The following is a 13,711-nucleotide window of genomic DNA, read 5'->3' as shown; positions in this document are numbered from 1 at the left end:
CTTTATTTGCGCGGACTCAAAGCCATGCACTACACTTTGACCAAACTGGCTGCGTAACATCAGTTAATAAGACGGTAAAGGATGAAGCCAAGCGCAAGTTTGCGGCGGCAGGCCTGCGCAATGTGCGAGCAGAGACGGCACACTCGCTGGCCATTCGCGAAGTGATGCGGCAGCACCCTTATAAGCTACATCCGAAAGGAGGCTACAGGGCCCACGAACTGGTGGACTTACTGAAGCTCCCCCGGGGTTTTGGTGAAGAGCGGCACCTAGAGCACATGGTGGCCAACCACGCACTGAAGTTCGCGGCGTACTTCTGCAACAAGCCCGAAGAAAAGGTGCAGCACTTGGACTACCGCACTACGGTGGTTGACGTGAAAGCGCGAGGCTTTGTGGAGCACCATTACTGGGCGATTGAAAAGCATTGTCGGGACTTCTTGTCGCGCATGGATAGTGGGCAGATACCGATTACGCACGATTTCTACCTGAAGAAATATCAACTGAGCCGCCCGGTTCTGGCGTATGACATTATTCTGTTTGATGAGGGGCAGGATGCATCGGAAGTGATGCTGGCGGTGTTTGCGCAGCAGACGGCCACTAAGGTAATTGTGGGTGACACCCACCAGCAGATATATGGCTGGCGCCATGCGGTGAACTCGCTCGAGAAGACCAACTTCCAGAGCTTGCCCTTGAGCACAAGCTTTCGGTTTGGAAAACCAATTGCGCAGTTGGCGACACGGGTACTGGGCTGGAAAAGCCAACTGGGGGAGCCCGTTGGGCTACCGATAGCAGGGCAAGGCACGGAAACCGGCCAGATAAAGACACGGGCAGTGATTGCGCGCACCAACCTGGCGCTATTGCTGAAAGCCATCGAGTACCTGCAGGACCACGGCGAGCAGCTGCAGCGGGTGTACTTTGAAGGCAACATTAATTCCTACACTTACGCAGGCGAAAGTGCCAGCCTATACGATGTGCTGGCCCTAAGCAAAGGCCGGCACGGAGCCATCAAAGACCCGCTGATTCGGTTGATGGACAACTTAGATGACCTGCGGGACTATGCCGAGAAAACGGAAGACAAACCGTTGGAACTGCTTATCACCTTGGTGGAAGAGCAAGGCGACGAGGTGGCCGGAATGATTGAGGAACTGAAACGGCGGCATGTAACGGATGCCGAACGCGACCAGGCCCAGGTGTACTTCTCGACGGTGCACCGCTGCAAAGGAATGGAATACGACGAGGTGCAGCTGGTGGCCGACTTTCCCACGCAGGCCGTGATTGACAAGCTGGAGCAGCAGGTAAAAACCAAGCCTCTAGAACTGGGGGAGCGGGCCAAGGTGATGGAGGAAATTAATCTGTTGTATGTGGCTATAACCCGGTCACGCCAGCGGCTGCACCTGCCAGCTGACTGCTGGCCGACGGGAATGCCACACCACGCAGATATTCAGCTTGGCCAGGGTACCGGGGGCACGGTACTGCTTTCGTCTCCTAAGCCACAGGTGTTGTTGCATTCTGAAGCGTTCATGCCACCTGTACTACCTGTTGAACAGGATTCAGCTTTGACTTCCCTGCAACAGCGACTGGATAGAGCTGGCCAATAAATAGTTGGTTCTCTTTGAAAAAGCAATGGCGCTATAGCTCCATAAGTGCCCCACTTGCAGAGCAGCGGCTAGACTGATAACCAAGTAGTACTACTATTTATGAAAAACTCGCGTCGTCGTACTAATCAACCTATTACACCCAAGGGTGTTGATATCTTTCTGGTGCCACCATCTGAACTAGATGAATACATTCAGGATATCACCGTTCGGCGTACTGGCGGAGTCATAAATCTGCGTGGTATGAAATACCAGCTTTTATATGCCTGCTATAAAATGCTGAGTGAATTAACACCTGGTAGTGAGGCCATCATTCAACTAGAGGGATTGGAAGACTTGGACGTTCACAATACAATTGTGGTGGGTCAAGCCGAGTATATCCAACTAAAGACCTCAGTAAATGCCATGAATGCAGGCAGCTTCTGGGACTTAGGGATACTGCAGAATTTCCTAGAAGTATATCGAGGCTCACCTGATGCCACGTTTAGGCTAGTCTACAACATGCCTATTGCGTCAGGAAATCTTCAGCAGTTGGTTCAACATAAGCTCTCTAAAGAAGCCTTAACCCATTGGACGGTAAAATTAAAAGGCGTTTACGATTCGCTAGATATTTCGACAATACAAAGATTCTTACAACAAATTACATTCGAATATATTACAGAGGCAGAAGCACAAGAGAAGTGTTTACGCGCTCTGTTGTCTAATTTCGATATACATGCGGCAAGCGAAGAACAGTTTCTTAAAGCGGTATTTTATCACGCATTTGAATGGTCAAGAGAACGGGCTATTATTAGTTATAAGCAATTAGCAAGTGTTGTTCAAGCCGTTAAAGATAATTACTCGAAAGCGCCTATTAATGAAGCAATACGTCATAATTGGTTGGAGCGAGTTGTTTATGAAGAAGAGTCGGATGCTAATACAGACGGGTACTTCGATGGCCAATCAGCCAGGCCCCGCCATATTGCCCAAAAGCTACCAGTTAGGCGTCTCGGTTGGGAATCGCGCATAGAGGCAGAACTGGATACCGCTGCCGTCGTGGCCATAAGAGCTTCGAGCGGTCAGGGGAAATCGACGCTAGCTTGGCAGGTCGGCTACAATTTGCAAAAGCGAGGCCGGAGTATCTACCAACTACGCTTATGCAATAGCCAAGAGACCATTAATGCAGTGCTGGATTATTTGCAAGCCTGGGTAAAAGTGGGTGAGCTTCCGGTTGTGATAGTAGATGACCTCACAAATCAGGTAGCACGGTGGTCTGATTTGGTGGAACGAGCAGCGGAATTACCAATAAAATTCTTGGTAACTAGCCGTGAAGAAGATTGGTACAGGTATGGTGCAGACCCAGCAACGGTACCTGTGCAAACCGTTGTTACTACCCTATCAAGTCAGGAAGCTGAGAATATATTTCAAGAGCTAAAGTCGCGGGGGAAACTAAATGAGAATGTAACATTATGGCAGCCAGCGTGGGAAGCTGTTGCTGACAAAGGTTTACTAATTGAATATGTATACCTGCTAACCCAAGGTCAAATGCTCGGGGACAGGCTGGAGATGCAGGTCAAGGAGCTGAATAGAGAACAACGTAATGCTGCTGCAAAGCTTGAGATATTGCGACTGGTTGCCCTAGCAGATTGCTTGAACTTGCAAATAGACACCAGCCGATTACTTCGGCACGTTCAAAATACTGTTCGATTTGACTCTGACCGTGGGGAAGTGCTTAAGCAGTTGGAGCGAGAATACTTCCTGCGATTTGGGAAGCAATGTGTGGAAGGATTACATCCAGTTAGGTCGCGGCATCTAGTTGATTTGTTGCACGAGACAGTGCCCCTTGTTGAATCAATGCACAGCGTCTTTGGACTTATAGCAGCTGAAGACACTTTCGCTTTCTTCCTTGCTGCGCCCGAGATGCTCGGAGCAGAAGACAAGCCCGAATTTTATGCGCAAGTAGCTTCTGACTTGACTGGGCGTTCGTTCCAGGAAATGACTAATGCACTTGATGGATTGCTTCGTGGAGCTGCTCTGAAATACTGGCAGGACAATCGAAATGTATTTGACTCAGTTTTTGAGACTGGGGCAATTGAGTTGTTCGTTTATCAGACCCTGCCATTTACCAGATTAGACACTCTAGAACAAATTAGTGGCATGGAGAGCGAGTCACTAAACTCTGTTCAATATCTACTCGATTGGAAGCATAAGCTAACTCCTTTGAGTCTTGTTGAATCCGATTTGGTATTGCTAACTACTTTGCTACATGGCAAGCTGAGCATCCAATCTGTCTTTCCTCATTATCAAGGCATTGGTTCATTAAGCGAGTGGATACATCGGATGGGCTTAGTCCTGCCAAACTTGGTTAGTTGGGATGAAGAATACATTCTTCAGGAGTTACGGATGAAAACCCTGGCAGAAGTAGAAGAACTATTTCGGTTCTTATGGCTATCTGATGCTCCACGTTGTCAAGCTTTTGTAAAGCAATACAAAAACGAATTATTAAGTTTGCTCAAAGTACGTACTAATACTCCAACCATCTATGAGGAGGGAGACGAATTATATCTGGAGTACCTACTTGATTCAGAGCAAGTAGACAAAGCTAATTCATTCAGCGTTTCGCGTTTAGAAACCGTATCCACATTCCTGAGTGATTACAGCCTGTATCATACAAAGGCAAAGATGTTTAGCTTCTTGCCAGAGCACATACACAACAATGTTCTTCAAAATGCTGAGAAGCGGTTATCTCACAATACACTACGCAGCCCTAATGAATTGCGCATCAATCAAATATGGTCGAATACTATCCTAGATATTTACCGTGCAGGCTCAATTTACGAATGGCAAGAATACCTATATCGATTAAGGGAGGCGGCAGTAGAATTTGCCAAACGCAGTGTTCGTTTCTTAGAAACTAGACTGGAGCAAAGCGATAGTCGAAATAAGAGTGCTAGTAAAGCGGTTGTTGAACAAAGTGAGCTGCTAGAAAAGCTACGCCAGAATCAGCCTAAACTCAACAATGGTAATGATTACGAAGCTCAAGAAAGATTGATTAATGATTGGCTTTTCTCACTCAGGAATTTCGTTGGTCAATTTGGAGGTGTTATTACACCTAAAACAGATAATAGCCGCAACCTAGCTACCATTAATTTAACAGCTACAGTATAGAAATTAGAATCTATGCAAACAGCATATGACGTAGTTAGTAAACGATTTTCCTATTTCGAATTAACTACACTTAAAAGCGAAGAATCTGCTTGGTTCCGACGACTGCTTGATAATGTACGATTCTATATCCACTGCCAACAAACTGCTCCTACAGCACGCGTCTACAGAGCAAAAGATTCTGCCAAACAGTGGGCTGAAAATGATACACGGAGTAGGTTAGAACAACTACATGCCGTTTTCCACGCTTGTAACACAGTGCCAACCGCTGTATTCTATTTACCTACCTACTTGGAAATGGATGGTCCCCTTAGAAAAGCAGTAGTAGGTGTGGAAGGTGTGGACTTCCAAGACACAGAGGTCATGCTCCCTTTATTGGCTGGAATCTCAGATTTAGGCCATTTGGATATAGATTTTCTGACCTTACTACCAGTAAAGGATGGCTTAGCATCATCGGGGCTCCGGTACGGGAAAGGCGTATTGCAGCATTTTTCAGCCATATTATCCGGAGAGGCCGTAGGCGAACTGTACGATTGGCAACTGCCAAGCCAGGTTAATCCAGACGATGATTTGTTAGCTTCGTTACCCAAAATTGGAGTTCGAAGGGTAGAAAAACAAGAAGCTGCGTCCAAGCTATTGCAACTGATGCAAGACCTATGGCAATTAGGAGAATATCGGCAACGCTTGTCTCCTGATAACATTATAGAGCATCAATGGCTTCAGGAACTGGAACAAAATACTCAAAACAAAGCAAAAAGCCATTTAAGTATTATCAAACCGAATATTAATGGTCATGCTTTTAACACATTGTCTGAATGTGTAAATGAGTGCCTAAACCAAGAAAATACAATTCAACCGAGTCATTTATTAAGCGTTATGAATGATTTAGTTATCAGTGAATTTGCATAACATCACTATTCCACAAACGAATGGATGATGTAAACTGTATATACTCGATTTAATCTTCAGTCTATACCTGCAATAAACTCATTTATCAAAGAGGCGTTTACTACGGTTGCAAATGAGACGACGCACACACGAACGACTTCTAGAGTCAGACGAATTGATATCGGCGGCAGAATTGTATGAGCGGTTGGAGAAATATACCATTACCCTGAATGGCTCCGATTATGAGACGGATTTTCATTCACAAAGTAAAACTGCTGAAGCTCAGTTAAATCCTGATTTATCTTTTCGACTTAGTTTGGAATCGGGCTGTCAAATGACTTGGCTCGATGAGACTAGTCTGAAACAAGGGAAAACGTGGAAGGACGAGATTGCAGCGGGGGAATATATATGCTCCCGTAAGGCGGAGTCAAAAAACGAAATGTTGCAGTTGCGGTATGGTTTGCTCTGGCTGCTGACGTTACCACGTGGCCGACATACTGGTAAGCTTGCGAGAGAGATGGCAGCGCGAATTCAGAGCTGGTTGAAGCAAGACCAAGGTCGACACGAAGCCACAGAAAACACGTTTGTAGAACTCATACAGCTCGGATTTTTGATAAGCCAAGAATTTCGGTTTCCACTAGACGAGTTGCGAGAACTGATACTTGGCTACCTGCTCGATGGGCAGCAGTCGGTAGAAGTACGCCAGCGGCAGCTGCAGTTTTTTAGCAAGCACGCTGACTTGTTCAGTCGGGTTGACTGTGGAAGGCTAGACGGGGTGAGCCAGCAGGTGTATGAGCACTACAAGGCGGAAAACGGCTACATGACTAAGCTGGTGTGTGAGGCGGCAATTCCGCTGGCGGCACGGGCCACCAATGATGCGCGAAAATGGCACAGCCTTAAAGGGGATTATATAAAGTCCCATGCGCTGCAACGCCATGCGGTGGAACCTACCGATTTTGTGGTGCAAACTCTGATGAAGGATGCTTTGGACTGCTACCAGGCAGCTGGAGACAAGCAGCAAGTGTTAGCGATGGAGGAATTAATATCGGCAACGAAGCATGACGCTAAGCTGCACAAGGTAGAGTTTAACTGTATACTTGACGGGCCCGAAGGCATGCTTATGAGCGCCTGGATGCGAGAGATGCCGGCGTATATTCTTGAAGTAGATGCACTGGTTTTCCTGCGGCTGCGGTACAATCTAATTCCGGGCCGACCAATGCCTGAAGTGGCAGATGCGGAGCCTGGCTTAACTGATTTATTTCGGCACGTGGCTTTCGACCGCAATAGAAACATCACTACCCGGCAGCAGAGAATGGGCAAAAAATTGCCTATCAGTCCGTACTCGCTGCTGATGGGATTTTATCGACACATGACCTTTGAAACTTTTGCGCATGGCCTGCAAAGCGGGCAAATCACCTACGCTAATACGCTCCAATTTCTGCGGGAGCGGAGTTGGCTGGGTAAAATGGAGTTCCATCGAGGGCAGGATGAGGCCGACGCTCCCGGTTACACGCTGATTCCATGGGTAGAGCCCGCGCTACGCAGCTATTTCGCGGAGATGGAACGGGCGCAACAAGACAAAACCTACGAGCCCGACCTGATGCTGTGCATGGATTCGCTGACAGTGAAGATGGAAGGCATTTTACGGCATTTCTGTCGAGCGTTGGACCCTCCCATCGCTACGAACCGGCGGGCCCGCAACGGGGACCAGCAGGAGAAGACACTCGAAGAAATAATTGAATCGGTAGAAAGCTACTCAGGACCGGATGCAGGGTATTGGCTTAGGTACGTGTTTACCAAAGAGGGATGGAACGTGCGCAACAACGTGGCTCACGGCTTTATGAATCCGCAGGATTACAGCGTGGGTACCATGCAGGCTGTTATTCTGGCTTTGTTTGTACTGGCCACGCTTAATATCACGCCTCAGGAATCAACAGATTGATGGTTGTGAACTGGCATGAACCAGGCACCAAATTTCTTGCCCTCGGGCTGAATAAATCGAGCACGACAGGGTATTGATAAAACAGTTTTTACTCTCTCCATTTATGCTTAAGACAAGCAGACACTTTTTAGCAATCATGAACATTAAATACAGTCCATTCGCTCTTTTCTGTTTGCTTGGAACTGCATGCTCCGAGTCGCCCTCTTCAGAAACATCAGCTGTCAACGCGCCAGTTGCTTCGGATGCAACAGCTAGCGCAACTGATTCAAAGGCAACTTACCGTATTCTGGACCTTACTAAAAACGAAGACGCTGGCAAATTAAATGTGGACGTTCTATTGAGTAAAAAGGTGGATGAAACCCAACTCAAACAACTCGGCCTAAGAATTAAAGACAGCATCGGCAGCTACCAGAAAAACTACCTCTTTTTCTATCTGAACGGGATGAAAGTAGGGAGCGGTGCTTGGGCAACAGCTAACTATACTCCTGATGAAGAAATTCGGGTTTTAGGGGCCACGCAGGCAGAAGAAGACAGCTCTAAAAGCAAGCTGCGGGTTGATGGCAAAGTTCTCGGAAAATGGTATGACGAGCAACGCTCAAACTCGGGCTTAGCCTTCTATGAGAAAGATGGCAAGTGCTTTCTTAAACGGGTTTACAAGGGCGGGACACCTATCACCACCCGCTTTGTTCGAACGGGAAACACATTCAAACCCAAAGAAGACACAGGGCTTGGCGAGTATTTTGTTGTGCAAGAAGATGGCACGCTGGGCTTTGTCAACGACGAAGGAAAGGTTTTTGGACAGGCATTTCCAATAAAATAAGGCAGGCTTTTGACTCTAGGTCAGGTGAAGGCCGCGCCGCTCAAAAGACTGCTGGAACTGCATGAAGCTGTGAGCAACGAAGGCCAGTCCTCCGGCTGCTTTCAACTCATCGAGAAACTGCTTTTGGTCGGGGCGCAGCTGGTCGCGGCCGGCTTTGACTTCGACACCGATGAAAAGGCCGTCGCGGTTGCGGAAGCCGATGAGGTCGGGCACTCCTCTCCTACCCTGGGGATTGACGCGCCAACGGGCCTTGGCGACGTCGTAGATGCCGGTAGTGTTTTGGCGCCAAACGGTGTAGCCGTGGTGGGTGAGGAAGGCTAGAATAGCGCCCGTGATGTCGGCGGCGTAGAGCTGGCCGAGGTCGAGGGGCAGTTGGTCGTGCTTCTTAGCTATCATGGGCGGTATTTCTCCATCAGGCGGGCATTCTCGGCGCGGTGGCGTTTGTCGATGAGCCGCTGGGCCTCAGGGCTGGCCTGCCAGCTTTGGCGGGGCTTGCGCTCGGTGGCGTTGCGAACCTCGGCGCGCTGCTGCTCGGCTTCCTGGGGAGTGATGAGGCTGCGGCGGGCTTTCTGGTTGGTGATGGTGAGCTTCTGCCGCAAGGCCTCAGCGTTGGGGTGGTCGGCGGGTATTTGCTGGGCCACGTTTTCAAGCAGCTTGGGGGCGGCGGCGTCGAGCAGCTTCACGTCGGCGGCTTGGGTGCTGGCGCCGGTGGCTTTCTGGTCGAGGTGGCGGTTTTCGAGGTAAGCTGCCTTGCGGGTGAAATACTCGGCGATGAGGCGGTAGAGGGTGCTCACGTCGAGCGACTGGTAGAACTTGGTGCCGTGGGTGCGGGCTTCCTTCAAGGCCAGGATGAGGTCCTTCAGACTGTCGTGGGTGTAGGTGTGGGCGAGCGTGTCGGCCAGCTCCAGGATGTCGGCCGCGTCGGGCTTGTCGGGCACGCGCAGCGAGTCCATGAAGGCGCGCAGCACGACGACTAGCAGCTTGGTCAGCACTGTTTCACCCAAGCGGTGTTGAAGCTGGAACAGCTTGGGCGCGGCCACGGCCTGGGCCACGGTGAGGCCCACCGACACCTCGGCCAGCAGGGCGCGGGCTTCGGAGTTGGGGGTGCTGGCCAGCTCACGCATCGTACTTGGAGCGGTAGCCAGTTGCAGCAGGCCGTGTTCCGGAGTCGACGCTGTGCTGGCCAGGCTGGTGCTGGTGGGTTCCGGGGGCGAGCTTAAGGCGGTTGTCAGCTGCATCATTGAGCATGAATTTTTTGGAGGTGGCGACCCAATCGCGGCGCAGAGGCGGCAGGCCAGTTTTTTTGTCGCGCCAGTTGTCGATGAGCTGGTGGTAGTGGCGCAGGTCGGCCAGGGCGTAATCGGTGCCGGCGAACGCGGCGGTGAAGGCCTCGAAGTCGAACAGTGCCGACTGGTGGAACGGCAGTTCGGGAAGCGGGGCACGCCGGCGTGGCTCGTTGGGGCCGGCGGTAGCAGCAGCGCGGATGGTCTCGGCGCGTACCCCATTTTTCTTTTTCGCAACTTTCTTTTTGGGGGCGTCGCTTGGGGCTGCGCCTGCGTCGTCGTTGGGTAAGCCGGGGTTGAAAACTTCCGCCTTTGAAAGCCCTTCGTCGGGAAGCGCCGCAGGCTCCTTCTTTTTTTTTGCCGTGGCGGCGTCGCCGTTTACTACTACACTGTTTAAGACTATTGTTTTACTTTCTATAGTGTCTTGGGCCACTTCTGGCCTAGATGAACCTGTCATCAAGGCTACTTCTGGCCTAAGTGCTTGGGCCACTTCTGGCCCCGATGCGGTGGTTTTATGTGGGCCAGAAGTGGCCTCGGTGCAGGGGTTCATCGGGGCCACTCCTGGCCCTGATGCGGCGTTGCTGGGTGGCGTCGCTTCGGAAGCGGACAAGTCGCGCAGGGAGCAGCGGCTGTGGTCGTAGCGGGACTGGCTGGGGTGGTAGGTAAGCAGGCTCCAGGCGTCGAGGTCGCGCAGGGTGGCGCGGTAGGTGTGGCGGCTGCCGATGCGGGCTGCCTGCATGGTGGCGACATGGTCGAGTTCGAGGGCTGCGGGGAAGCGGGCGGCGTTCCACTGGAAAAACAGGGCCCAATACAGGCTGACGTGCTGCGGGGTGGCCCCGGCCTGGGCGCGTAGCCGCTCGTGAGCGGCGCGGGTGTGCTGCACATAATTCACGACGGCAGACTACTGGGCTCCGCCAAGCTGCGCGACCGGCTGCTCGAACAAGTCGAGTTGGCGGTAGTCGGTGCATTTGCCGCGCAGGGCGGCTTCGACCTCCGTGAGAGCCTCCAGCAGCTCGGTTTCGAGCAGGGGCCCGTAGGGGTAGCTGCCCTGCTCGTCGTCGAAGGATTGGTAGGGCATGGTGAGGTTGAGCACCCGGCCGCCGGTGAGCTCGCGCTGGCCGGTGAGCGTGACGCCTCCCTGCCCGCGTCCCATGGAGAAGCCGGTGACTTTGAAGCCTTCGAATAGCGCGGGCAATTCTTCGGACTCGTCGGGCCAGTAGTCGGGGCCCTCGGTCAACTGCTCGGTGAGCAGGCACAGGTGTGGCACCAGGCGGGTGAGGCGGTGAGTTAGGTCGGGGTGCACATGCTCGGCACAGGTGAGGGCGAAGGCGCGGGGCGGGGCGTCGTGGGTGCGCTGCTCGGTGAACTCGCAGGTTAGGTGCTGGTCTTTGAGCTTGACCTTTAGGATGGTGATGATGGAAGCGGCGGACTCGGGGCCGTAGGTGTTGGTAGGGCCAACGAGGGGCAGTAGCAGGGACATGGCAAGGCGGGTTTAGGCGGCCACCCGAAGCGGTGACGACGTGGGGGTTGAAGAGCCGTCGAGGGGCCGGCGGTTGTAGCGGGACAGGTAGCGGTCGAGCTCCGACTGGCGGAAGCCCCACTCCTTCTCATTGAGCCGTAGGCCGGCCAGGCGCCCGGCGCGGCGGGCGTTGCGGACGCCTTCGGGCTTCAGGCGCATGTAGTGGGCGGCCTCGCGCACCGTCAGGATGCGGTCGGGCGCGGGGGCCGGAGTGGGTGGGGCCGCGGGCGTGGTGGCCTCGGTGGCTTTGAGGCGCTGCACGTCGGCCAGCAGCTGCCGCCACTCCTGTTCGGGGACTAGCAAGGCGACTTGCATGGCTACGCGGGGACGGAGGCCGCCAGGGAAGTGCCGGACTGGCGGTTGGCGAGGATTTCGAGGTCGGCGCGGCGCTTTACCTCGGCTTCTAGCTCCTCGAAGAAGGCCACGGCCACTTCCATGTTGAAGTATCGACCGGACACTACGTTGTACACCTGTTGACGAGTAAAGGGCTTACCCTTAGCTTCTAAGTTGGCGACAATGCGGGCCGTGTAGTTGCTGCGCTTGCCAAAAAGGTGGCGCTGTTCTGAAATTTTCTTTGCAATGTGTTCCATTTTGTTTGCTGATTGTATAACTTTGAATCCGAAGCAGGACAATTTTACAACAACAAGTTTGAACTGCCAAATAAGTTTTGACACTTGTGTAAAACAAAATGGAACAGCAAAAGCAGATAGGCGACCGGTTATCAGCCATTATTGAGCACTATGGTGACTCTGTTTATGGCGCTGCAAAGAAACTTGGACACGACCGACCCACGAAGCTGTACAACTTTATTGGGCACAAATTCAAGCCCGGCTTCGACACGCTGGTTGAAGTCCTGGAAACCTATCCGGAAGTGAACCCGGGCTGGCTGCTGCTGGGCCAGGGCGATATGCTGGCAGCAGCCAAGGCGGCGGACGAGCCCAAGGCCGCTCCCAAGAAGCCAGCGGCCGAGCGGGCGCACGTTCATTATGGCGGGCTGCACGCGCCGGCGGTTATCACCCTCAACCTGGCCGGCGAGGAAGGCATCATGCTGGTGCCGACGCCGGCGCAGGCCGGCTATCAGCTTTCGCGCAACCATCCGGATGCTCTGCGTGAAATGGACCTGGAACTGCTGGCGCTGCCGCAGTTCTCGGGCAAGTCGCACCGGGCTTTTGAAGTGGAAGGCTCCAGCATGGAGCCCACGCTCTGGACCAGCGACGTGGTGATTGCGCGGTGCGTGGACGACTGGCGCATGGTAAAGCCCCGCCACGTGTACGTGGTGGTGACCGAGGAAACCATGATGGTGAAGCGCATCCCCCGGCCGATTCGCAACGAGGACCAGGAAGTAGAATTGCTTTCGGATAATGGCTACTTCTCGCCGCACACCATCCCTCGGGAAACCATCTGGGAAATCTGGGAGGTGCGCGGCATCTTGACTACCCGGGTACCGGCGAACAAGGAAGAAGCCTTTGAGCGGGTGGCGGGCCTGCTGGAAATCATGGCGCGGGACTCTTCGGATATGCGCGGCCGACTGCTGGAAATGATGGAGCGGATTACCGGCCGGCAAAACGACCAGCTGCGGCTGGTGTAACGGGCCAAAAGGCAGTTCACCAGGTTATGCGCCCTGCTACGCCACCTGTTTAAAATCAACCCAAATTTGTTTGCATAATACCGACAGTCAATCAAAGGGTTAGCGTCTCGTTTTTGAGGCTGGACGCTACCCCGGCTCCGGGTACTAGATAATCGAAAGCCGGCTTCTCTCATGCGTGAGGGAAGCCGGCTTTTCTAGTTCTACCCGGAGCCGGAGTCGAACCGGTATACCAGCCGCGTTCAGCTGCTGAAAGGGTTAAGCATATTGCCTCCCTTTCAAATTTCATTTCGCACCGCTATGGCAAGAAAGCAGTCGAGCGCCTCCTCTCGGCCCCCAACGTATCTGACGGGCACAAAATCAGCCGCATTCGGGAGTGGTGGGCGTTGTTTGTCCGGGTTGCTAAACCGGCCGTGCTGGGCGTTGCCCCTGGCCTTCCTGCTGGCGGGGTGCTCCGATAATACGGCCTACGTGGACGTGCCGGGCCAGACCCTGCGGCCTTGCAGCGGCCGCACCCTGACGACCATTTCCCTGCAGAGCCAATCGCCGGACAATTCTTTCAACATCAGGTGGGCCGGTACCTCGCCATTGCCAGCGGAAATCAATTTGCGAAAGCCCGCCACGGGGTTTCGCATCACCAGCAACGGCGTGCCGCTGCCCGGCCCGAACCAGTTCAAGCTTCAGCCCAATACCGTTTACCGGGTCATCAACCGCACGCACAGCGATGCGGGCCCCGATGAGCTAACATTCCACACCAATGCCAGCGGTTTGATTGACCGCGCTTCTAAATCTGCTTGCGAATAAAATCAAATTTGGGCGGGTTTGCATTTCAGGGCCGAAGAGGCACTCAGCTTAGCATTAAAGCTGAAATAAATAACTGATGTTACGCAGTATTTTTCCGATTTAAATACGCTTTTCGATGGCCTGCACGCTGGATT

General features: G+C 52.7%; 13 protein-coding genes. 7 read left to right on the top strand and 6 right to left on the bottom strand.

Annotated elements, in window-relative coordinates:
- From ABD837_RS17580 to ABD837_RS17560, 5 genes are all read left to right on the top strand, one after another.
- Positions 1–1,595, top strand: a 1,595-nt coding sequence (locus ABD837_RS17580) for a 3'-5' exonuclease (protein WP_345057075.1), incomplete at its 5' end; no start/stop codon positions are given.
- A 99-nt stretch (positions 1,596–1,694) separates the two neighbouring features.
- A complete protein-coding gene (locus tag ABD837_RS17575; RefSeq protein WP_345057073.1) occupies positions 1,695–4,739 on the top strand; it encodes a P-loop NTPase in 3,045 nt (1,014 codons plus the stop codon).
- A 12-nt stretch (positions 4,740–4,751) separates the two neighbouring features.
- Positions 4,752–5,645: a hypothetical protein gene (locus ABD837_RS17570; RefSeq protein ID WP_345057071.1), complete on the top strand. Its 894-nt coding sequence runs from the start codon at positions 4,752–4,754 to the stop codon at positions 5,643–5,645.
- A gap of 112 nt (positions 5,646–5,757) precedes the next feature.
- Entirely contained in the window at positions 5,758–7,566 is a 1,809-nt protein-coding gene (locus ABD837_RS17565; RefSeq protein ID WP_345057069.1) for a DUF4209 domain-containing protein, read from the top strand.
- A gap of 136 nt (positions 7,567–7,702) precedes the next feature.
- Positions 7,703–8,386: a hypothetical protein gene (locus tag ABD837_RS17560; RefSeq protein WP_345057067.1), complete on the top strand. Its 684-nt coding sequence runs from the start codon at positions 7,703–7,705 to the stop codon at positions 8,384–8,386.
- Between the two features lie 15 nt (positions 8,387–8,401).
- On the opposite strand, the gene ABD837_RS17555 is transcribed toward ABD837_RS17560, so the two are convergent.
- Genes ABD837_RS17555 through ABD837_RS17530 form a run of 6 tightly spaced genes read right to left on the bottom strand, consistent with a single transcriptional unit; the run spans position 8,402 to position 11,778 of the window.
- Positions 8,402–8,782, bottom strand: coding sequence for a VRR-NUC domain-containing protein (locus tag ABD837_RS17555; RefSeq protein WP_345057065.1), 381 nt, complete (start codon positions 8,780–8,782; stop codon positions 8,402–8,404).
- Positions 8,779–9,510 (bottom strand): hypothetical protein, encoded by a 732-nt coding sequence (locus tag ABD837_RS17550; RefSeq protein ID WP_345057063.1) that lies wholly within the window; start codon positions 9,508–9,510, stop codon positions 8,779–8,781. Before ABD837_RS17550 ends, ABD837_RS17555 begins: the two co-directional genes overlap by 4 nt.
- Complete coding sequence (locus ABD837_RS17545) at positions 9,503–10,552, bottom strand: hypothetical protein (protein WP_345057061.1); 1,050 nt, start codon at positions 10,550–10,552, stop codon at positions 9,503–9,505. Before ABD837_RS17545 ends, ABD837_RS17550 begins: the two co-directional genes overlap by 8 nt.
- An 18-nt stretch (positions 10,553–10,570) precedes the next feature.
- On the bottom strand, positions 10,571–11,149 hold the full coding sequence (locus ABD837_RS17540) for a hypothetical protein (protein WP_345057059.1): 579 nt from the start codon (positions 11,147–11,149) through the stop codon (positions 10,571–10,573).
- A gap of 12 nt (positions 11,150–11,161) precedes the next feature.
- The gene (locus ABD837_RS17535) at positions 11,162–11,503 is read right to left on the bottom strand and encodes a helix-turn-helix domain-containing protein (RefSeq protein WP_345057057.1); all 342 of its coding nucleotides are present in this window, start codon (positions 11,501–11,503) and stop codon (positions 11,162–11,164) included.
- Between the two features lie 2 nt (positions 11,504–11,505).
- Entirely contained in the window at positions 11,506–11,778 is a 273-nt protein-coding gene (locus tag ABD837_RS17530) for a hypothetical protein (protein WP_345057055.1), read from the bottom strand.
- 98 nt (positions 11,779–11,876) lie between these two features.
- On the opposite strand from ABD837_RS17530, the gene ABD837_RS17525 reads away from it, so the two are divergent.
- Both ABD837_RS17525 and ABD837_RS17520 read left to right on the top strand, forming a co-directional pair.
- A complete protein-coding gene (locus ABD837_RS17525; RefSeq protein WP_345057054.1) occupies positions 11,877–12,776 on the top strand; it encodes a S24 family peptidase in 900 nt (299 codons plus the stop codon).
- A 420-nt stretch (positions 12,777–13,196) separates the two neighbouring features.
- Positions 13,197–13,577 (top strand): hypothetical protein, encoded by a 381-nt coding sequence (locus ABD837_RS17520; RefSeq protein ID WP_345057052.1) that lies wholly within the window; start codon positions 13,197–13,199, stop codon positions 13,575–13,577.
- Positions 13,578–13,711: the final 134 nt, after the last annotated feature.

It is taken from the genome of Hymenobacter glaciei, from assembly GCF_039539585.1.
Classification (GTDB): domain Bacteria; phylum Bacteroidota; class Bacteroidia; order Cytophagales; family Hymenobacteraceae; genus Hymenobacter; species Hymenobacter glaciei.
This window is presented reverse-complemented; position numbering and strand designations above follow the sequence as displayed.